General features: G+C 71.9%; 19 protein-coding genes. 9 read left to right on the forward strand and 10 right to left on the reverse strand.

Annotated elements, in window-relative coordinates:
• Positions 1-187: 187 nt before the first annotated feature.
• On the forward strand, positions 188-1,396 hold the full coding sequence (locus ACZ6BB_RS12450) for a nucleotide sugar dehydrogenase (RefSeq protein ID WP_471615202.1): 1,209 nt from the start codon (positions 188-190) through the stop codon (positions 1,394-1,396).
• 556 nt (positions 1,397-1,952) lie between these two features.
• On the opposite strand, the gene ACZ6BB_RS12455 is transcribed toward ACZ6BB_RS12450, so the two are convergent.
• The 4 genes from ACZ6BB_RS12455 to ACZ6BB_RS12470 form a co-directional block, all read right to left on the reverse strand.
• Entirely contained in the window at positions 1,953-3,077 is a 1,125-nt protein-coding gene (locus ACZ6BB_RS12455; protein WP_471615203.1) for a GuaB3 family IMP dehydrogenase-related protein, read from the reverse strand.
• Positions 3,078-3,192: 115 nt separating this feature from the next.
• Entirely contained in the window at positions 3,193-4,695 is a 1,503-nt protein-coding gene (guaB, locus tag ACZ6BB_RS12460; RefSeq protein WP_059079017.1) for an IMP dehydrogenase, read from the reverse strand.
• 157 nt (positions 4,696-4,852) lie between these two features.
• On the reverse strand, positions 4,853-5,428 hold the full coding sequence (locus tag ACZ6BB_RS12465; protein ID WP_013001361.1) for a sigma-70 family RNA polymerase sigma factor: 576 nt from the start codon (positions 5,426-5,428) through the stop codon (positions 4,853-4,855).
• A 268-nt stretch (positions 5,429-5,696) separates the two neighbouring features.
• A complete protein-coding gene (locus ACZ6BB_RS12470; protein WP_003948568.1) occupies positions 5,697-6,308 on the reverse strand; it encodes a response regulator transcription factor in 612 nt (203 codons plus the stop codon).
• 392 nt (positions 6,309-6,700) lie between these two features.
• Here ACZ6BB_RS12470 and ACZ6BB_RS12475 point away from each other — a divergent pair, with 392 nt between their 5' ends.
• Positions 6,701-7,036, forward strand: a complete 336-nt coding sequence (locus ACZ6BB_RS12475; RefSeq protein WP_381209296.1) for a WhiB family transcriptional regulator — start codon at positions 6,701-6,703, stop codon at positions 7,034-7,036.
• A gap of 58 nt (positions 7,037-7,094) precedes the next feature.
• Here ACZ6BB_RS12475 and ACZ6BB_RS12480 read toward each other — a convergent pair whose 3' ends face one another.
• Complete coding sequence (locus ACZ6BB_RS12480; protein WP_471615204.1) at positions 7,095-7,997, reverse strand: LysR family transcriptional regulator; 903 nt, start codon at positions 7,995-7,997, stop codon at positions 7,095-7,097.
• Between the two features lie 80 nt (positions 7,998-8,077).
• On the opposite strand from ACZ6BB_RS12480, the gene ACZ6BB_RS12485 reads away from it, so the two are divergent.
• From ACZ6BB_RS12485 to ACZ6BB_RS12495, 3 genes are all read left to right on the forward strand, one after another.
• Positions 8,078-8,743, forward strand: coding sequence for an MOSC domain-containing protein (locus ACZ6BB_RS12485; protein WP_471615205.1), 666 nt, complete (start codon positions 8,078-8,080; stop codon positions 8,741-8,743).
• 134 nt (positions 8,744-8,877) lie between these two features.
• Entirely contained in the window at positions 8,878-9,651 is a 774-nt protein-coding gene (locus tag ACZ6BB_RS12490; protein WP_471615206.1) for an SDR family NAD(P)-dependent oxidoreductase, read from the forward strand.
• 104 nt (positions 9,652-9,755) lie between these two features.
• Complete coding sequence (locus ACZ6BB_RS12495) at positions 9,756-10,463, forward strand: ester cyclase (protein WP_471615207.1); 708 nt, start codon at positions 9,756-9,758, stop codon at positions 10,461-10,463.
• 114 nt (positions 10,464-10,577) lie between these two features.
• On the opposite strand, the gene groL is transcribed toward ACZ6BB_RS12495, so the two are convergent.
• The 4 genes from groL to ACZ6BB_RS12515 all read right to left on the reverse strand — a co-directional run bounded on the left by groL (position 10,578) and on the right by ACZ6BB_RS12515 (position 14,964).
• A complete protein-coding gene (gene groL / locus ACZ6BB_RS12500) occupies positions 10,578-12,203 on the reverse strand; it encodes a chaperonin GroEL (RefSeq protein ID WP_471615208.1) in 1,626 nt (541 codons plus the stop codon).
• A 111-nt stretch (positions 12,204-12,314) separates the two neighbouring features.
• A complete protein-coding gene (groES, locus tag ACZ6BB_RS12505) occupies positions 12,315-12,623 on the reverse strand; it encodes a co-chaperone GroES (protein WP_003998759.1) in 309 nt (102 codons plus the stop codon).
• A 326-nt stretch (positions 12,624-12,949) separates the two neighbouring features.
• A complete protein-coding gene (locus ACZ6BB_RS12510; RefSeq protein ID WP_471615209.1) occupies positions 12,950-13,975 on the reverse strand; it encodes a polysaccharide deacetylase family protein in 1,026 nt (341 codons plus the stop codon).
• Positions 13,972-14,964 carry a polysaccharide deacetylase family protein gene (locus ACZ6BB_RS12515; protein ID WP_471615210.1) on the reverse strand — a complete coding sequence of 331 codons (993 nt, stop codon included), beginning with the start codon at positions 14,962-14,964 and terminating at the stop codon, positions 13,972-13,974. Before ACZ6BB_RS12515 ends, ACZ6BB_RS12510 begins: the two co-directional genes overlap by 4 nt.
• A 110-nt stretch (positions 14,965-15,074) precedes the next feature.
• Here ACZ6BB_RS12515 and ACZ6BB_RS12520 point away from each other — a divergent pair, with 110 nt between their 5' ends.
• Positions 15,075-16,271, forward strand: a complete 1,197-nt coding sequence (locus ACZ6BB_RS12520) for a class I SAM-dependent methyltransferase (RefSeq protein ID WP_471615211.1) — start codon at positions 15,075-15,077, stop codon at positions 16,269-16,271.
• 40 nt (positions 16,272-16,311) lie between these two features.
• On the opposite strand, the gene ACZ6BB_RS12525 is transcribed toward ACZ6BB_RS12520, so the two are convergent.
• Complete coding sequence (locus tag ACZ6BB_RS12525; RefSeq protein ID WP_471615212.1) at positions 16,312-17,607, reverse strand: RNA polymerase sigma factor; 1,296 nt, start codon at positions 17,605-17,607, stop codon at positions 16,312-16,314.
• Between the two features lie 223 nt (positions 17,608-17,830).
• Here ACZ6BB_RS12525 and ACZ6BB_RS12530 point away from each other — a divergent pair, with 223 nt between their 5' ends.
• The 3 genes from ACZ6BB_RS12530 to ACZ6BB_RS12540 all read left to right on the forward strand — a co-directional run bounded on the left by ACZ6BB_RS12530 (position 17,831) and on the right by ACZ6BB_RS12540 (position 19,447).
• Positions 17,831-18,034 carry a hypothetical protein gene (locus tag ACZ6BB_RS12530; protein ID WP_471615213.1) on the forward strand — a complete coding sequence of 68 codons (204 nt, stop codon included), beginning with the start codon at positions 17,831-17,833 and terminating at the stop codon, positions 18,032-18,034.
• Between the two features lie 102 nt (positions 18,035-18,136).
• A complete protein-coding gene (locus tag ACZ6BB_RS12535) occupies positions 18,137-18,403 on the forward strand; it encodes a hypothetical protein (RefSeq protein ID WP_471615214.1) in 267 nt (88 codons plus the stop codon).
• Positions 18,404-19,177: 774 nt separating this feature from the next.
• Positions 19,178-19,447, forward strand: a complete 270-nt coding sequence (locus tag ACZ6BB_RS12540) for a helix-turn-helix domain-containing protein (protein WP_471615215.1) — start codon at positions 19,178-19,180, stop codon at positions 19,445-19,447.
• The last annotated feature ends 54 nt before the right edge of the window (positions 19,448-19,501 follow it).

Raw genomic sequence — 19,501 nt, forward strand, 5'->3', positions numbered from 1 at the left:
TCGCACGACTTCGGCCACCACCCGCCCTACGCCTGTGGACAACTCCGCGGGACGCGCACAGAAAAACAACTTCCCAATCCCGCATATCGGTCATATTTACGCCTAGTGTGACATTGCGCTCGCTCGTCCAGTCCACAGGGCTTGCGCGTCTGTCCCGCTTCGGTTATTGGGAAGGACGGCCCACGCCATGCCCGCAGATCTCGCCGTCATCGGACTCGGCCAGTTGGGGCTGCCGCTGGCCCAGGCCGCCGTCGCCGCCGGCATCGCCACGCTCGGTTACCGCACCGGCCCGGACTCCGGCTCCCTCACCCCCGGCGAACTGCGCCGCATGCTCGCCCGCGGCTTCAAGCCCACCACCAGCCCGGCCGAACTGGGCCGTGTGCGTACGGCGGTCATCTGCGCGCCCACCTCCCTCGGCGCCGACGGCTCGCTCGACCTCACCCGGGTCGAGGAGGCCGCCCGCACCCTGGCCGCCCGGCTGCGCCCGCACACCACGGTCATCCTGGAGTCCCCGGTCCCCCCGGGCACCACCGGGGACCTGCTGCGTCCCCTGCTCGAAGAGGGCTCCGGACTGCGTGCGGGCCGCGACTTCCACCTCGCCTACTCCCCGCCCCGCGTCGACCCCGGCAACCGTGCCTTCGGCCCCGCCAACACCCCCAAGGTGATCGGCGGCCTCACCTCCGCCTGCACGGAGTCGGCTGCCGCCTTCTACGGCCGCCTCACCGACAAGGTGGTACGCGCGCGTGGTCTGCGCGAGGCGGAGACGGTCCACCTCCTGGAGACCAACTACCGCCACGTCAACATCGCCCTGGTCAACGAGATGGCCGCCCTCTGCCACGACCTGAACGTCGACCTCTGGGACGTCATCCGCTGCGCCGAGACCAAGCCCTTCGGCTTCCAGGCCTTCCGCCCCGGCCCCGGCGTCGGCGGCCACGCCCTCCCCCAGGACCTCGCGGGCCACGCCCCCCGCTCGCTGCGCATGGTCGAACTGGCCCAGCACGTCAACCACCGCATGCCCCGGTACGTCGTCCAGCGCGCCGCCGCCCTCCTCAACGAGCACGGCAAGTCGGCCCGGGGCGCCCGCGTCCTCCTCCTGGGTATCACCTACAAGCCCGACGTCCCCGACCAACAGGGCACCCCCGCCGACGAGATCGCCCGTCGCCTCATCGAACTCGGCGCCCACGTCAGCTACCACGACCCGCACGTCCCCACCTGGAGCGTCCTCGACCGCCCCATCCCCCGTGCCGACTCCCTCTACGAGGCCACCGCCGACGCCGACCTGACGATCCTCCTCCAGCAGCACCGCACCTACGACCTCCAGGGCCTGTCGGTGAAGGCCCAGCTGCTGCTGGACACGCGGGGGGCCACGCCCACGGGGGCGGCGCACAGGTTGTGAAGGGGGCGCACGACGCGGCCCCGGCCTCCGGGGCTGGTGGCAGACACCGCCCCTCCCCGGTACCGTACGGAAACAGGTGGAGCCCACCGCAGGGGCTACTGCGGCAGGCTCCTGGATGGATCACGGAGTGTCCGCCCCTAGTCCGTATGGGGGCGGCCGCTCACCATCCGAAAATCCGCAAGATCCACCTCCTCCGGCACTGCACCATCCGAAGACGGACTCGGTCCCAGCGGGTGGGCTTGCGGTGACGTCCCATGGGCGCCCCCTTCCACGACACCGCCCAGTAGCCCGGTGGACGGTCCGTCGGAATCGGGCCGGGCCCCGAGGGCGGGGTCCGGACCAGGTCGTTGGAAGGGGGCTCCCAGCCGAACTGGGGCGCCGGACACGAACGTTATCGCCCGGCTACGCCCATTCGGCCCACATTCGTCCCCAACACCCCCACGCGCCCCCACCCCACAACTCACGCCCCCACCACCCCACTTGGGCACACAAAAGGGCCCGGTCACCCTCAGGCGACCGAGCCCCGAGCCCCGCTCAAGCCGAGCGCGGCGTCATCTCACCGCATGTGCTGCGAGTCCGCCACCGTCACCTCGACGCGCTGGAACTCCTTCAGGTCGCTGTACCCGGTCGTGGCCATCGCCCGGCGCAGCGCACCGAAGAGGTTCATGGAGCCGTCGGGGGTGTGCGAGGGACCGGTGAGGACCTCCTCGATCGTGCCCACGGTCCCGAGGTCGACCTTCTTGCCGCGCGGCAGCTCCTCGTTCACCGCCTCCATGCCCCAGTGGTTGCCCTTGCCGGGCGCGTCCGTGGCACGGGCCAGCGGCGAGCCCATCATGACCGCGTCCGCGCCGCAGGCGATCGCCTTCGGGATGTCGCCGGACCAGCCGACACCGCCGTCGGCGATGACGTGCACGTACCGGCCGCCGGACTCGTCCATGTAGTCGCGGCGGGCCGCGGCGACGTCGGCGACCGCCGTGGCCATCGGGACCCGGATGCCGAGCACGTTGCGCGTGGTGTGGGCCGCGCCGCCGCCGAAGCCGACGAGGACGCCGGCCGCGCCGGTGCGCATCAGGTGCAGGGCGGCCGTGTAGGTGGCGCAGCCGCCGACGATCACGGGAACGTCCAGCTCGTAGATGAACTGCTTCAGGTTCAGCGGCTCGTGCGAGCCGGAGACGTGCTCCGCCGACACGGTCGTGCCACGGATGACGAAGATGTCGACGCCCGCGTCCACGACGGCCTTGGAGAACTGGGCGGTGCGCTGCGGGGAGAGCGCGGCGGCGGTCACCACACCCGAGTCGCGCACCTCCTTGATGCGCTGCCCGATCAGCTCCTCCTTGATGGGGGCGGCGTAGATCTCCTGGAGACGGCGGGTCGCGGCCTCTTCGGGCAGGCCGGTGACCTCGTCCAGCAGCGGCTGCGGGTCCTCGTACCGCGTCCACAGACCTTCGAGGTTCAGGACGCCGAGGCCGCCCAGCTCGCCGATGCGGATCGCGGTGGCCGGGGAGACGACCGAGTCCATGGGGGCGGCCAGGAACGGCAGCTCGAAGCGGTAGGCGTCGATCTGCCAGGCGATCGAGACCTCCTTCGGGTCCCGCGTACGGCGGCTGGGGACGACGGCGATGTCGTCGAAGGCGTACGCCCGGCGGCCGCGCTTGCCGCGCCCGATCTCGATCTCAGTCACGTCTGTGGCCTTTCCCTGATGCGTTCAGCGTCTACCAGTATCGCCGACGGGCACGCCGAGGGCGGCCCCGGATGCCCCGGGGCCGCCCTCGGCGAAGCCTGGCGACTACGTACGGCTACTTACGGCTGTAGTTCGGCGCCTCGACCGTCATCTGGATGTCGTGCGGGTGGCTCTCCTTGAGGCCCGCGGAGGTGATCCGGACGAAGCGGCCCTTGGTCTCCATCTCCTCGATGGTGGCCGCGCCCACGTAACCCATGGTCTGGCGCAGTCCGCCGACGAGCTGGTGCAGCACGTTGGCCAGGGGACCGCGGTAGGGCACCTGGCCCTCGATGCCCTCGGGCACGAGCTTGTCGTCGGCGGCCACCTCGGCCTGGAAGTAGCGGTCCTTCGAGTACGACCGGCCCTGGCCGCGGGACTGCATCGCGCCCAGCGAACCCATGCCGCGGTACGACTTGAACTGCTTGCCGTTGATGAACTGCAGCTCGCCGGGCGACTCCTCGCAGCCCGCGAGGAGGCTGCCCAGCATGACCGTGTCGGCGCCGGCGGCCAGCGCCTTGCCGATGTCGCCGGAGTACTGCAGGCCGCCGTCGCCGATGAGCGGGACGCCTGCCGCGCGGGCGGCGAGGGACGCCTCGTAGATGGCCGTGACCTGCGGGACGCCGATACCGGCGACCACCCGGGTCGTGCAGATCGAGCCGGGACCCACGCCGACCTTGATGCCGTCGACACCGGCGTCGATCAGCGCCTGGGCGCCGTCGCGGGTGGCGACGTTGCCGCCGATCACGTCGACGGGGACGCTCGACTTGATCTTCGACATCCAGCTCAGGGCGTTGCTGTTGTGGCCGTGCGAGGTGTCGACGACCAGGAAGTCCACGCCGGCCTCGGCGAGGGCCTGGGCCCGCTCCAGCGCCTCGGGGCTGGCGCCCACGGCGGCGCCGACGATCAGCCGGCCCTCGGAGTCCTTGGCGGCGTTCGGGTACTGCTCGGCCTTGACGAAGTCCTTGACCGTGATGAGGCCCTTGAGGATGCCCGCGTCGTCGACCAGGGGGAGCTTCTCGATCTTGTGGCGGCGCAGCAGCTCCATGGCGTCCGCGCCGGAGATGCCGACCTGGCCCGTGACCAGCGGCATCGGGGTCATGACCTCGCGCACCTGGCGGGAGCGGTCGGTCTCGAAGGCCATGTCGCGGTTGGTGACGATGCCCAGCAGCTTCTTGTTGCCGTCGGTCACCGGGACACCGCTGATGCGGAACTTGGCGCACAGGGCGTCGGCCTCGGCGAGCGTGGCGTCCGGGTGCACGGTGATCGGGTCGGTGACCATGCCGGACTCGGAGCGCTTCACGAGGTCGACCTGGTTGACCTGGTCCTCGACGGAGAGGTTGCGGTGCAGCACGCCGACGCCGCCCTGGCGGGCCATCGCGATCGCCATGCGGGACTCGGTGACCTTGTCCATCGCCGCCGAGAGCAGCGGGATGTTGACACGGACGTTGCGGGAGATGCGGGACGAGGTGTCGACCGCGTTGGGGAGCACCTCGGATGCGCCCGGCAGCAGCAGCACGTCGTCGTAGGTGAGCCCGAGGGTCGCGAATTTTCCGGGCACTCCGTCGACGTTGGCAGTCATGACACCTTCCCCAAATGGCCTTGATCGGTGCGGATGTCCATGCTAACGGGAAGCGCGGGGCACACATTCCACGGTACGAAGTGATACCGGGCTTCGTATGTTCGTACGGAATCCGCACCTCCCGCGTTCACGTGGAGGCGTACGGGAGCCCGTACGGCTACTGCTCGGCCAGCGCCCGGAGCCTGCTCAGGGCGCGGTGCTGTGCCACCCGGACCGCGCCCGGTGACATGCCCAGCATCTGGCCGGTCTCCTCGGCGGTGAGCCCCACCGCGATCCGCAGCAGCAGCAGTTCCCGCTGGTTCTCGGGGAGGTTGGCCAGGAGTTTCTTGGCCCACTCGGCGTCGCTGCTGAGCAGGGCGCGCTCCTCGGGGCCGAGCGAGTCGTCGGGGCGCTCGGGCATCTCGTCCGAGGGGACGGCCGTCGATCCGGGGTGGCGCATCGCGGCGCGCTGGAGGTCGGCGACCTTGTGGCCGGCGATGGCGAAGACGAACGCCTCGAACGGCCGGCCGGTGTCCTTGTAGCGCGGCAGCGCCAGGAGGACGGCGACGCAGACCTCCTGTGCCAGGTCCTCCACGAAGTGCCGCGCGTCGCCCGGGAGCCGGGACAGACGGGTACGGCAGTAGCGCAGCGCCAAGGGGTGGACATGGGCGAGCAGATCGTGCGTGGCCTGCTCGTCCCCGTCGACCGCGCGATGCACGAGCGCACCGATCGCTGTCGTCTCGTCGTCGCGCATCGGTCCATGGTGCCTTGCGGCCGTCCGGTCCGTGGCGCCACGTCCATGGTTGTGCACCGAAGCGTTATGAGCAGGTGCGCCGGAATCCATCTCCTGCGCCCTCCCCTCCCGCTCGTTCGACTGCTCCCCGAGAAGCTCCACACCTCAAGGATGCGGCATCCGCGGCGAAACGAGCAGCGGGCACCCGCGCGACCCCGCTCACCTCGCGATAAGCGCCCCCGCCCGCCGCATGGCAGGCGGGGTCTCCCGAACCCCCGTCGCGGCTCACCTAGCGAACCAGGCCCCAGCGGAAGCCGAGCGCCACCGCGTGCGCGCGGTCCGAGGCGCCGAGCTTCTTGAACAGGCGCCGGGCGTGGGTCTTCACGGTGTCCTCGGAGAGGAACAGCTCACGGCCGATCTCCGCGTTGGAGCGGCCGTGGCTCATGCCCTCCAGCACCTGGATCTCACGCGCGGTGAGCGTGGGCGCGGCGCCCATCTCGGCGGAGCGCAGCCGCCGCGGCGCGAGCCGCCAGGTCGGGTCGGCGAGGGCCTGGGTCACCGTGGCGCGCAGCTCCGCGCGGGAGGCGTCCTTGTGCAGGTAGCCCCGCGCGCCGGCGGCGACCGCGAGGGCCACGCCGTCCAGGTCCTCGGCGACGGTGAGCATGATGATGCGCGCCCCGGGGTCGGCGGACAGCAGCCGCCGTACGGTCTCGACGCCGCCCAGTCCGGGCATGCGTACGTCCATCAGAATCAGATCCGAGCGGTCGGCCCCCCAGCGGCGGAGGACTTCCTCGCCGTTGGCCGCCGTGGTCACGCGCTCGACGCCGGGCACGGTGGCCACCGCGCGGCGCAGCGCCTCTCGGGCGAGCGGGGAGTCGTCGCAGACGAGGACGGATGTCATGGCCGCCCTCCGCAGCTGATGCGCGTCACCTTGAGCCTCCAGGCTGGTACGAAATCGTCACCTGTGCGGTCGACACTCACGAGCGGACATGAACGCCTGCCCGAGCGCTTGTTCCTTCAACCGCCTCCGCCCGTCTCAACGACGGTCACTCGAAAGAGTTACGGGATGGCTGGCTACCTTCGGCACTCTACGTGAGGGCGCGCACACGGTGCAGACATGCACAACGGACCCTCAATGTTTCACCACAACCTATGCCCCATTCAGCCGTTTTTCTTCCCATTTCTTGGTGTCTGAGGCTAGATTCGCAATGAGTCATATTTTCATCTCCTTAGATAGTCGATGTACGGTCATGGGCAACATCTCCGCCCATAACGGCAACAAGGGGACACGTAATGGCAGATTTCTCCCGCCTTCCCGGACCGAACGCTGATCTGTGGGACTGGCAGCTCCTCGCGGCTTGCCGCGGGGTCGACAGCTCACTCTTCTTCCACCCCGAAGGAGAACGCGGTGCGGCACGGAGCGCTCGTGAGAACTCGGCCAAGGAGGTCTGCATGCGATGCCCGGTCCGCGCCCAGTGCGCGGCCCACGCCCTCGCGGTGCGCGAGCCGTACGGCGTGTGGGGCGGGCTGACCGAGGACGAGCGCGAGGAACTCATGGGCAGGGCGCGCCACCGGCTGGTGACGGCGTCCGCGTCCACGCCGGGGGGCGACACGGCTTCGGACGACTGAAGGAACGTTTCTCTAGAATCTCGACGGCCCCGGGACCGTCCGGCGCCACCGTCCCGCGCTACCGCGCGGCCGCTCCGGCCAGCCGGTCCAGCGTCGCCGCGACCGTGGGCACCTGGGCCAGGTCCGGCAGGGTCAGCGCCACGATCTCCCGGCGCACCACCGGCTCGACCGTCACCATCCGCACACCCTTGGGGCGTACGGACTCGATCGCCAGCTCCGGCAGGACGGCGACCCCGAGGCCCGCGCCCACCAGACCGACCACCGCCGGATAGTCGTCGGTCGCGAAGTCGATACGGGGCGTGAAGCCCGCGCTCTCGCAGACCCGCACCAGCTGCCCCCGGCAGCGCGGACAGCCGGCGATCCACGGCTCCCCGGCGAGTTCCCCGATACCGATGGACGACGAACGGGCCAGCCGGTGCCCCTGCGGGACGAGCCCGACGAGCCGGTCCGTGAGCAGCGGCCGTACGACCAGGTCGGCCCACTCCCCTTCCTCCGCGCCCGGCCCCCCCTCGTAGCGGAACGCGAGCGCGATGTCGCAGTCGCCCTCGCGGAGCATCTCGACCGAACGCGGCGGCTCGGCCTCCTCCAGGGAGACCCGGGTGCCGGGGTGTGCCGCGCGCAGGGCCGCCAGGGCGGTGGGCACGAGGGTGGAGCTGCCACTGGGGAAGGAGACCAGGCGGACCCGGCCGGCGCGCAGCCCGGCGATGGCGGCGACCTCCTCCTCGGCCGCCGTGAGCCCGGCGAGAATTCCCGCCGCGTGCCGCACCAGGGCCTCGCCGGCCTGGGTCAGCCGCGTCTCGCGGCCGCTGCGCACGAGCAGCGGTGTGCCGACGGAGGATTCGAGCGCCTTCATCTGCTGGCTGACGGCGGGCTGGGTGCAGCCGAGTGCGCGGCCTGCCGCCGAGAAGGAGCCGGTGGCGGCGACGGCGCGCAGAACACGGAGATGACGGGCCTCGATCACGCGGTCGAGCATAAGCGCGGCTTGGGCGAGGCACCGAATATCGCGTCGACGCTTTGACCCCCGCCGCCTACCGTGCCCGTATGAAGCTTCTGTCACTGAACGTGGGACGTCCCAAGGCCGTCGACGTCCCGGAGGAGTCCAAGCGCGTCTCGGGCATCGACAAGCGGCCGGTGGACGGGCCGGTGCGGGTGGCGGCCCCGGGGCCCAAGAGGGTCGGCGCCAGCGGGGTGGCCGGGGACGCGGTCTGCAACACCGAGCATCACGGCGGTGACGACCAGGCCGTGTACGCGTTCGCCCGCGAGGACCTGGACGGCTGGGAGCACGAACTGGGCCGCACCCTGCCCAACGGGGTCTTCGGCGAGAACCTCACCACCGAGGGGCTCGACGTCTCCGGCGCCCTCGTCGGCGAACGCTGGCGGATCGGTCCCGAGCTGGTCCTGGAGGTCACGTGCGGCCGTGTCCCCTGTCTGAACTTCCAGCGGCATCTGGGCGAGCGGGGGTGGGTCAAGCGCTTCACGCGCCAGGGCGCGCCCGGCGCGTATCTGCGGGTGATCCGGCCCGGTGAGATCCGTGCGGGGGACCCCGTCGAGATCGTCCACCGGCCCTCCCACGACGTCACCGTGAACCTCGCCTTCCGGGCCACGATGGGCGAACGCGACCTGCTGCCAAGGCTGTTGGCGGCGGGCGAGGCGCTGCATCCGGAGCTGCTGGAGATGGCGCGCGAGTACGTGGCGCGGCAGGAGTGACGGGCCGGCCGGCGGTGCGGTGTCCGTGAAGGCGCCCCGCCGGTGCGGGCGTTCCGCGGGAGACCGGCGAAACCGCCGCCGTACGTGCGGTGGAGCGGGCGGGCCCGCACAGTTCCGGTCACTACGCTTGCGCCATGACAACGGCTCTGATTACGGGATCGACCGCGGGGATCGGTGCCGCCTTCGCGCGGCGCCTGGCGGCGGACGGGCACGACCTGGTGCTGGTGGCGCGTGACACCAAGCGGCTGCGGGAGCAGGCGACCGAGTTGCACGACCGGCACGGCGTCGAGGCGGAGGTGCTGACGGCGGACCTGGCGACGGACGACGGCATCGAGTCGGTGGCGCGGCGGCTGTCGGACCGCAAGAACCCGGTCGACCTGCTGATCAACAACGCCGGCTTCGGCAACAAGGGCAAATATCTCGACGTCTCCATGGCCGACGAGCTGCGCATGCTCAAGGTCCACTGCGAGGCGGTCCTCCGTCTCACCTCGGCGGCCTGCGAGGCCATGCGCGAGCGCGGCCGGGGCGGTGTGGTGAACGTGGCGTCGGTCGCCGCGTTCGTACCGCGGGGCACGTACGGGGCGTCGAAGGCCTGGGTCGTGCAGTTCACCCAGGGTGCCGCGCGCGACCTGGCCGGCACCGGCGTCCGGCTGATGGCGCTGTGCCCGGGCTTCGTCCGCACCGAGTTCCACGACCGGGCCGGCATGGGCACCGACAGCATCCCTTCCTGGATGTGGCTCGACGCCGACAAGCTGGTCGCCGCCGCCCTCGCCGACCTGTCCCGGGGCCGGACGGTCTCCATCCCCGACCCGCGCTACAAGGCCCTGATGGGTGTGGTGAAGGTGGTGCCGCGGGGGCTGCTGGGCGGGATCAGCTCGAGGACGGGGCGAAAGTACGGGCCGCAGTAGCCGCGGTGACCGGGGTCCGGGCGGCGCCTTGAGGGTGAGAGGTGGCGGGTGCCGGGGGACAATGGAGCTGTTCACCCGGACGCAGGGGGGCCGGAGGCGGTCTCATGACATTCGTGCAGCTCATCGACTGCAGGACCAGCCGGTTCGACGAGATGGACCGGCTGATGGACACATGGGTCGAGACGACCAGGGGCAAGCGGACGGCGACGCACAGCCTGATCGGGAAGGACCGGTCGGACGGCTCGCACTTCGTGGAGATCGTGGAGTTCCCGTCGTACGAGGAGGCGATGCGCAACTCCGGGCTGCCGGAGACGGAGCGGATCTTCCAGGAGATGGTGGCGCTGTGCGAGGAGATGCCCACGTTCACGGATCTGGACGTGGTGCGGGACGAGCAGCTGTGCGCCGGGACGGCACGGCGGTTCCTCGCGACCATCGCCGCCGAGGGCGAACTGCCGCCGCTGGACGGTCTGCTCGCGGAGGGCTACCACGACCACGTCCCCTCGGAGGAGCCGGACGCCATCGGGATGGACGCGTTCCGGCGGACCGTCGAGGAGTGGCGGGGCGGCTTCGACTTCGCGTTCACCGTGGAGGACCAGATCGCCCAGGGCGACCGGGTGTGCACGCGGTGGACCTGGAACGCGACCCACAAGGGGGACTTCCTCGGGATTCCGGCCAGTGGCAGGAAGGTCCGGATGACGGGGACGCTCGTCCACCTGTTCTCTCCCGACGGGAAGATCACCGAGGGGTGGTGGGAGTACGACCGGCTCGGGCTGATGGGGCAGTTGGGCGCGCTCGACGACCTGGAGAAGTAGGCGCGGCGTCCCGAGCGGACGGGGCGGTACGGGCGGGGACGGGGAAGGCCCGGCACCCCGCGTACGGGGGTGCCGGGCCTCACCTGTGGCTGTGGCCTGCCGACGTGGCTGACGTCAGTGGGAGTGGCCGTGGCCGCCGTGGCCCGCGTCGGCCGGCTCCTCTTCCTTCTTCTCGACGACCAGGGTCTCGGTCGTCAGGAGGAGGGAGGCGATGGAGGCGGCGTTCTCCAGGGCGGAGCGGGTGACCTTGACCGGGTCGATGACGCCCTGCTTGACCAGGTCGCCGTACTCGCCGGTGGCGGCGTTGAAGCCCTGGCCCTTGTCCAGCTCGGCGACCTTGGAGGTGATGACGTAGCCCTCCAGGCCGGCGTTCTCCGCGATCCAGCGCAGCGGCTCGACGGCGGCCTTGCGGACGACGGCGACACCCGTGGCCTCGTCGCCGGTCTTGCCGAGGTTGCCCTCCAGGACCTTCACGGCGTGGACGAGCGCGGAGCCACCACCGGAGACGATGCCCTCCTCGACCGCGGCGCGGGTCGCGGAGATGGCGTCCTCCAGACGGTGCTTCTTCTCCTTCAGCTCCACCTCGGTGGCGGCGCCGACCTTGATCACGCACACGCCGCCGGCCAGCTTCGCGAGGCGCTCCTGGAGCTTCTCGCGGTCCCAGTCGGAGTCCGTGTTCTCGATCTCGGCCTTGATCTGGGCGACACGGCCCTGGACCGCACCGGAGTCACCGGCGCCGTCGACGAGCGTGGTGTCGTCCTTGGTGACGGTGACGCGGCGGGCGGAGCCGAGCACGTCCAGGCCGACCTGGTCGAGCTTGAGGCCGACCTCCTCGGAGATGACCTCGGCGCCGGTCAGCGTCGCCATGTCCTGCAGCATCGCCTTGCGACGGTCGCCGAAGCCGGGGGCCTTGACGGCGACCGCGTTGAAGGTGCCGCGGATCTTGTTCACGACCAGGGTCGACAGGGCCTCGCCCTCGACGTCCTCGGCGATGATCAGGAGCGGGCGGGAGGAGTTGGTCTGGATGACCTTCTCCAGCAGCGGCAGCAGGTCCTGGATGGAGCTGATCTTGCCCTGGTGGATGAGGATGTACGGGTCGTCGAGGACGGCCTCCATACGCTCCTGGTCGGTGACGAAGTACGGGGAGAGGTAGCCCTTGTCGAAGGCCATGCCCTCGGTGAAGTCCAGCTCCAGACCGAAGGTGTTGGACTCCTCGACGGTGATGACACCGTCCTTGCCGACCTTGTCCATGGCCTCGGCGATCAGCTCGCCGACCTGCTGGTCCTGGGCGGACAGACCGGCGACGGCGGCGATGTCCGACTTCTCGTCGATCGGGCGGGCGGTCGCGAGGAGCTCCTCGGACACGGCCTTGACCGCGGCGTCGATGCCCTTCTTCAGGGCGGCCGGGGAGGCACCGGCGGCGACGTTGCGCAGGCCCTCGCGGACGAGCGCCTGGGCCAGCACGGTGGCGGTGGTCGTACCGTCACCCGCTACGTCGTTGGTCTTGGTCGCCACCTCCTTCACCAGCTGGACGCCGAGGTTCTCGTACGGGTCCTCGACCTCGACCTCACGGGCGATGGTCACACCGTCGTTGGTGATGGTGGGGGCGCCGAACTTCTTGTCGATGACGACGTTGCGGCCCTTGGGGCCGATCGTCACCTTGACCGTGTCGGCAAGCTTGTTGACGCCGCGCTCGAGGGCGCGACGGGCGTCCTCGTCGAACTTCAGGATCTTCGCCATGGGAGCGGTTCAGCCCTCTCGGAAAACGTGGGTGAAACGAACTGCGCCCCGGGCGCCCGGCTGATTATGGTCGCGGGGGCCAGGGGCGCAGCTCACAAAACAATGGGTGAATTACTTCTCGATGATCGCGAGCACGTCGCGAGCCGAGAGGACGAGGTACTCCTCGCCGTTGTACTTCACCTCGGTGCCGCCGTACTTGCTGTACAGCACGATGTCGCCGGTCTTGACGTCGAGCGGCAGGCGCTCGCCGTTCTCGAAGCGGCCCGGACCGACTGCGAGGACGACGCCCTCCTGGGGCTTCTCCTTCGCGGTGTCCGGGATGACCAGGCCAGAGGCGGTGGTCTGCTCGGCGTCGAGCGGCTGGACCACAATGCGGTCCTCGAGCGGCTTGATGGCAACCTTGGAGCTGGTGGTCGTCACGATCCGACCTCCCCCTTCGGAGATCTCACGGGGTTAACTGTCTGAGGTGGCGACCAGGTGGATCCGTCGTCGCGGGTGCCGGACCTGCCCGTCGCTTGTTGGCACTCTCCAGGGGGGAGTGCCAGACCTGAGACTATGACTGTGATTAGCACTCGGTCAAGCGGACTGCTAATCGAGTGGGTCGCGGCGGGTCGGCGAGGGGTGGCCGGCGGGCTTCCCGGGAGCCCCTGCCCGTGCCGCCGCCGGGCCGCTGCCCCTGCCCCTGCCGCCGCCGCTGCCGCTGCCGCTGCCGCTGCCGCTGCCGCTGCCGCTGCCGCGACGGTGCCTCAGAGGTAGTCCTCCAGGCGGCCGACCGTGAGGCCCTGCTCCTGGATCCGGCGCAGCAGCCGCGTCGTCATCTCCGTGAGGGTGGCGCCCTCGAGCTGGTCCGGGCCCCGGAACTGGGCCAGGACGATGTCGCCGGGGCGCAGGCGGTCGCCGACGGCGTAGCGGAGGTCGTTGATCTGCATGGACGCGCGCCACAGGACGACGGCCGCGATGCCGCAGTCGGCGGCGGCGCGGAGCGTGGTGGCGTCGTGGACCCCGTAGGGCGGGCGGAAGAGGGTCGGCCGGGCGCCGAAGCGCTGTCTGAGCTTGTGCTGCTGGCCGCAGATCTCGGCGCGCTGTCCCGCGTACGGCAGGCCGCGCAGGGCGGTGTGGTCGAGGGTGTGGTTCTGCACGGTCGCCCCGACGGCCCGCAGCCGGGCGAAGTGGCCGTATCCCGGCCCCACGACACTGTCCGTCAGGAACATGCTCACCGGCAGCCGCAGCTCACGCACCATGTCGACGAACCTCGGGTCCTTCTCCGCGCCGTCGTCGTACGTCAGGAAGACCACCTTGTCCCGGGTCGGCACCCGGTCGACGACGGGCGGCAGCCCCGGGCCGGCGGCGCCGAGCCGGGAGGGCCGGTCGGGATTCCGGGGCGGGGGAGCGAGGGGGGCGGTGAGGCCCCAGCGGCGGTACGGGGGTGCGTGGGGGTGTGCGTGGGGGTGTGCGTGGGGGTGCGGATGCGGGTGTCCGGGAGCGCGGGCGCCGTCCGCGCCGAGAGTGTCCGGGACCGGACCCCGACCGTTCGCGGGCGCGGTCGCCGAGGGTGGCGTCCGGGCCGCCGGGGCCGAGGGCGGCCTCGTCCCCCACGCCGGCCGGCGGTCGTGCGGCGTCGCTTCGGCCCCGGGTGCCGCCGGCCGGGCGGCGCGGCCGGCGGGATCGGCCGCGCACCCGGCGAGGAGCAGGACGGCCAGGGCCGGGAGCGCGGCGAGTGCGGAACGGACGCGGGAGCCCGGCGTACGCCCCCGCGCCCCGCCGGCCGTCACAGGTAGTCCTCCAGCCTCGCCACCGCGTAGCCCTCGGCGGTGGCCCGGTCCAGGAAGCGGCGGACCATGTCGGGCATGGTGCCGTTCCCGTCGGACCTGCCCCGGAAGTGGCTGAGGACGATGTCGCCGGGGCGCAGGCGGCGGTCCGCTTCGCGGTGCTCCCAGCGGTCGACGAAGACCTCCTCGTTCCAGAGGGGGACGGCCTCGATCCCGCAGGACTTGGCGGCGCGCAGGGTGTCCCGGTCGTAGCTGCCGTACGGCGGCCGGAAGAGCCTGGGCCGCTTGCCGTAGCGCTTCTCGATCACGTCCTGCATGCCGCAGATCTCGCGTTTCTGGGCGGCGGGGGAGAGCGCGGGCAGATGGCGGTGGTTGAGGGTGTGGTTGTCGAGGGCCACGCCCCGGTCCCGCATCCGGGCGAAGTAGCCGTAGTCCTCCCTGATCAGGTAGTCGCTGAGGAAGGCGGTGTACGGGACGCGCAGTTCGCTCATCATCCGCAGGAACGCGGGGTCCTTCTCGGCGCCGTCGTCGATCGTGAGGAAGAGGATCCTGTCGCGGGTGGGGACGGTGGTGAGGACCGGGGGGAGTCCGTCCTCCTCGTGGCCGTCGACCTCGAACCCCTTGCGCGTCCGGAGCACCGGCTTCTGGGCCGGAGGCGCCGGCGCGAGCAGGGGCACCCCGGCCAGCCCCCAGCGCTTCGCCGCGGCGACCCGTGCGGCGTGCGCCCGGCGCAGCTTCCCGGCGTACGCGCCGAGGGCACGGGCGCCCGGCGCTTCGAGAGGCCGCTGTCCGCGCTCCTGGCCATGGGCGGGCCCCGCGGTGCCCTCCCGCCCAGCCGCGCCCTCCCTGGCGCCCTCCCCGCCTCCCCCGGCACACCCGGACACGATGACCGCGGCGGCGAGCACGGCGACGCCGCCCCGGACCACACCGCCCCCTCCCCAGAAACTCGCCCGCTTCGCACTCTTTACATCATTTTGTCGTACGAGTCGCATGGCGCCGCATCCTCGCAGGGCGGCCCCTCCCCACGGCCCCGACACCGCCGTCCGGCCCCCACCGTCCACCGACTGGCCCACGCCCCCTCCCCCTGACCGACAATGGCCCGGTGAACGACCTGGACCCCGCCGCCTTCCTCGCCCCCCTGCTCACCCCCGAGGGCCGCGCCCTCCTCGACGAGGTGCGCGACACCGAACCGGCGCGGGAACTGGCCGTGGCGACCCGCTTGCGCCGGGACCACCCGGCGCCCCTGGTGTCCGCGGCCCTCGCCCAGGCACGGCTGCGGCAGCGCGCGGCGGCGAAGTTCGGCGCGGCGGACGCGGGGCGGATGTTCTTCACGCCGAACGGCGTCGAGCAGTCGACCAGGACGTCCGTGGCGGCCTACCGGGCCGAGTGCTTCCGGGCGCTCGGCGTGCGATCGGTCGCCGACCTGTGCTGCGGAATCGGCGGGGACGCGATCGCGATGGCGCGCGCCGGCATCCGGGTGCTGGCCGTCGACCACGACCCGCTGACGGCGGCGGTCGCCCGCGCCAACGCCGACGCGCTCGGCCTCGCCGATCTGATCGAGGTGCGCGAGGCGGACGTGACGGAGGTGGACACCGCCGGGTTCGACGCCGTGTTCGTCGACCCGGCCCGGCGGTCCTCCGCGCGCGGCCGGATCTTCGACCCGGAGGCCTACTCCCCGCCCCTGTCCTGGGCCGTGTCGGCCGCGCTCAGGGCCCCGCTGGGCGCGCTGAAGATCGCGCCCGGCATCCCGCACGAGGCGATCCCCCCGGCCGCCGAGGCCGAGTGGATCTCGGACGGCGGCGATGTGAAGGAGGCCGTGCTGTGGTTCCGCGAGGGTGGCACGCCGGGCGCGCGGCGCGCGATGCTGCTGCCCGCGGGGGCGGGTGTCCGGGCCTGCCCCGGCACGATGCTGCCCGACCCCCCGGTCCGCCCGGTCGGCCGCTACCTGTACGAACCCGACGGCGCCGTCATCCGCGCCCACCTGGTCGCCGAGGTCGCGCAGGACCTGGCGGGCGGGCTGATCGACCCCACGATCGCCTACATCACCGCCGACGAGCACCATGTCACCCCGTACGCCACCGCATACGAGATCACCGACCAGCTCCCCTTCGGCGTGAAGAAGTTGAAGGCGCTGCTGCGGGAGCGCGAGGTCGGAATCCTGACCGTGAAGAAGCGGGGGTCGGCCGTGGAGCCGGAGGAACTGCGCAAGAAGGTCAAGCCGCAGGGACGCAACTCGGCGACGGTCTTCCTGACCCGGGTCGCGGGAGCGCCGACGATGCTGATCGGCCGGCCCGCCTGACCCCCGCGGGCCTCGGGCGACCCGCCTCGGGCAACCCGTCTCAGGCGCCCGCCTCCTCCGCCCGCGCCAGCAGCAACGCCCGCTCCCGCTCGTTGCGCGCCAGCCCGGCCGCCCGTACGAACTCGGCGCGGGCCTCCTGCGTCCGGCCCAGCCGCCGCAGCAGATCCCCGCGGACACTGGGCAGCAGGTGGTAGTCGCGCAGGGCGGGTGCGGCGGCGAGGCCGTCCACGATCTCCAGGGCGGGGCCGGGGCCCTCGGCCATGGAGACGGCGACCGCGCGGTTCAGCTCCACCACGGGGGACGGGGCGCGGGCGGCCAGCAGGGCGTACAGGGTGGCGATCTTCGGCCAGTCCGTCTCCTCGTAGGTGTACGCCTGGGCGTGGCAGGCGGCGATGGCGGCCTGGAGGGCGTACGGACCCGGGGCGCCCGGCGCGCAGGCGGTGGCACGGCCGAGGGCGGTGAAGCCCCGGGCGATGAGCGGGCGGTTCCAGCGGCGGCGGTCCTGGCCGGCGAGCAGGACCGGCTCCCCGGAGGGGTCCGTGCGGGCGGCGGCCCGTGACGCCTGGAGTTCCAGCAGGGCCGCCAGGCCGTGCACCTCGGGCTCCTTCGGCATCAGCTGGGCCAGCACACGGGCCAGCCGGAGGGCGTCCTCGCACAGGGCCGGGCGCAGCAGGTCGTCGCCGGCGGTGGCCGCGTACCCCTCGTTGAAGATCAGGTAGATGACCTCCAGCACGGAGTCGAGGCGGGCCTCGCGGTCGGGACCGTACGGCACCTCGAAGGCGACGTTCCTCGTGGCCAGCGTGCGCTTGGCGCGGACGACGCGCTGGGCGATCGTCGGCTCGGGGACCAGGAAGGCGCGGGCGATCTCGGGGGTGGTCAGGCCGCCGAGGAGGCGGAGGGTGAGGGCGATGCGGGCCTCGGCGGAGAGCAGGGGGTGGCAGGCCGTGAAGACGAGGCGGAGCAGGTCGTCGTCGATGTCGTCCGGGTCGGACGGCCGGTCGAGGTACGGTCCCGCCGCCTCCAGGTCCCGGCCCACCTCGGCGAGCTTGCGCGCGTACCGTTCCCGGCGGCGCACGAGGTCGATCGCCCGGTGCTTGGCGGTGGCCGTCAGCCAGGCGCCCGGATTGTCCGGCACCCCGTCCCGCGGCCACTGCTCCAGCGCCGCGACCAGCGCGTCCTGAGCCAGTTCCTCCGCGATCCCGACGTCCCGCACGATCCGCGCGACCCCGGCGATGATCCGGGGCGACTCCATGCGGAAGACGGTCTCGACGGCCACGCCGGAGGCGGGCCGGGACGCGGGGGCGGGACCGGACGCGGAGGTGGGCTGTGGGGTCACAGCCCACCATCAGACACCAATGTTGTCAGCTCTGGCTAAGGCGGACGGGCAAGCATCAGGTCCGTCCCCGTTCTTCGGCGACGTGCTGACGGAGTTGGGCTGGAAGCCCGACGCTGCCACCCCGACCGTAGAAGCAGCATGGCGGGCCGCCATCGACCGTGCCTACGCGCGGGGCACACAAGCCGTATCCGTAGCCAGAACCGCTCCCGCTGAGGACGATCGCGTGCGCTGGTCCAAGCTCGGGACCACCAAGGGAGCCGTGGTGGTAGCCGTTCGACGGGCACTGATCGACGCCGCCCGGCGTCAGGTCTGCATGGGCTGGCACACGCTCGCCGCTGCAGCCGGGCTCGAGCCGACGGACCTCAACGACAGGGCCAGAGAGGCGATCCTCGTGGCAGTCGAGCGGGGCATGGCCACCAGCCTCTGAGGAGCTGATGACAGTGAGCATTATCCACGCGCTTGTGCGCTGGGCCCTGGGCGTGCTCGCCCCCGGTACCGGCAGACGCAGGGCAGGCACACGCCCCCCGCCATGCAGGCCCTCGCGCGTAAGCCGGAGGCGCCCGGCGCGGCTGCGCCCTGGCCCCCGTTGCGGCGGTCGCCGTACGGTCTGGAGGAGCCGTTGCCCGGTGAGGCAACGGCCGTGGTCCGGCCGTATGTCGTTCTCGCCGAGCGGGAGCGGGCGCAGGAGTGTGAGCGGGCGCGGCAGCGGCGGCGCCGGGTCGCCATGGTTCTCGCGGCGGACTTCGGTATCGACCTCGACCTGCATGTGGTGGGCGCCGAGGCGGTGGCCTCATGAGTGGGCCGAGTGAGCAGAGCGAGCGCCCCGAGGCCGTCCCGGGTGGGACGCGTGTGCCGGTGCGTATGTGTGTCCGCTGCTGCGCGATCACTGATGCGCCGGTCGTCGTCTCGGTGGTGCACCAGGGTTCCGGTCCTGGCTTCACGGTGTACGCGTGCCCGGACTGTGCCCCGCACTTCCCGCACGTGCCGGATGTGCTGTCGCTGCCGCCCGCGGCCCGCCGCGGGGAGGGCGAGAGGCGAGCGGCGGGCACACGGTCGGGGTGCCGACCCTCGACCGCACCCCGTGGCACGACCCGGTGCGCGAGGCGTGCCGTCTGACCCGCGACGTGCCGCTGCCCAGGGCGGTCGGCTTCCTGCCGATGAGGCGCCGCCCGTGCCCGTCCCGCACGCACGGGCCGGGGGAGGAACGGTGAATGCCGGAACACCCCCCGAACCGGGCGCTTCCCGCCTGACCCTCAGCGTCTACCGCCTCGACGGAGACGGGCGCCGGGTCGGCGTGGCGGAGCCGACCGCGTACGCCCCCGGCGCGGCCACACTCCCGCCGGTGTCCCACGGGTGGCCCCCGTGCCGCTGCCCGCGCTGCCGTACCGGCCACGGTCCACGCCGGCGTTAGCGGATAGCGGATCGCCGTGATCCGGGTCGGCGGCGGCAAGGTCGGCCTTGAGGGTGTCCGTCTGGGCCTGAGCGCGAGGTAGGCCTCTCGCTCAGGCCCGTAAAGGCGGCGTCGGTGGTGGTGCCGGGGTGTCCACCAGCTCTCCGTAAGCGCCGGCACATGACGCAGATTGCGCAGATGGCGGTGGCCGAGATCCTCGGCGTCACCCAGGGGCGTGTCTCGGCCGTCGAAAGGGGCGTGCTCAGCCGCTCCGAGGTCGACACGCTTGCCGCCACGTCGAAGCCCTCGGCGGAAAGCTCAAGCTCGTGGCCGACTTCGGCGACGAGTCGCTTGTGCTGGGGTAAGGCTGTGGGCTTGAAGGTGTTCGTCCGGCCTGAGCGAGAGGCATACCTCGCGCTCAGGCGCGCAGAGGCGGCGATCGAGGAGTAGGAGTGCCATGTCTGAGCCCCGGATGGTACGGGAGCAGGAACTCGAACCCGAGGT

Source organism: Streptomyces sp. NPDC041108 (genome assembly GCF_055592645.1).

Coding starts and splice junctions, on each gene's coding strand:
- ACZ6BB_RS12450 (WP_471615202.1), top strand. CDS start 188: ATGCCCGCAGATCTCGCCGTCATCGGACTCGGCCAGTTGGGGCTGCCG.
- guaB (WP_059079017.1), bottom strand. CDS start 4,695: ATGACTGCCAACGTCGACGGAGTGCCCGGAAAATTCGCGACCCTCGGG.
- ACZ6BB_RS12465 (WP_013001361.1), bottom strand. CDS start 5,428: ATGCGCGACGACGAGACGACAGCGATCGGTGCGCTCGTGCATCGCGCG.
- ACZ6BB_RS12470 (WP_003948568.1), bottom strand. CDS start 6,308: ATGACATCCGTCCTCGTCTGCGACGACTCCCCGCTCGCCCGAGAGGCG.
- ACZ6BB_RS12475 (WP_381209296.1), top strand. CDS start 6,701: ATGGCAGATTTCTCCCGCCTTCCCGGACCGAACGCTGATCTGTGGGAC.
- ACZ6BB_RS12485 (WP_471615205.1), top strand. CDS start 8,078: ATGAAGCTTCTGTCACTGAACGTGGGACGTCCCAAGGCCGTCGACGTC.
- ACZ6BB_RS12490 (WP_471615206.1), top strand. CDS start 8,878: ATGACAACGGCTCTGATTACGGGATCGACCGCGGGGATCGGTGCCGCC.
- ACZ6BB_RS12495 (WP_471615207.1), top strand. CDS start 9,756: ATGACATTCGTGCAGCTCATCGACTGCAGGACCAGCCGGTTCGACGAG.
- groL (WP_471615208.1), bottom strand. CDS start 12,203: ATGGCGAAGATCCTGAAGTTCGACGAGGACGCCCGTCGCGCCCTCGAG.
- ACZ6BB_RS12515 (WP_471615210.1), bottom strand. CDS start 14,964: ATGCGACTCGTACGACAAAATGATGTAAAGAGTGCGAAGCGGGCGAGT.
- ACZ6BB_RS12535 (WP_471615214.1), top strand. CDS start 18,137: ATGCAGGCCCTCGCGCGTAAGCCGGAGGCGCCCGGCGCGGCTGCGCCC.
- ACZ6BB_RS12540 (WP_471615215.1), top strand. CDS start 19,178: ATGACGCAGATTGCGCAGATGGCGGTGGCCGAGATCCTCGGCGTCACC.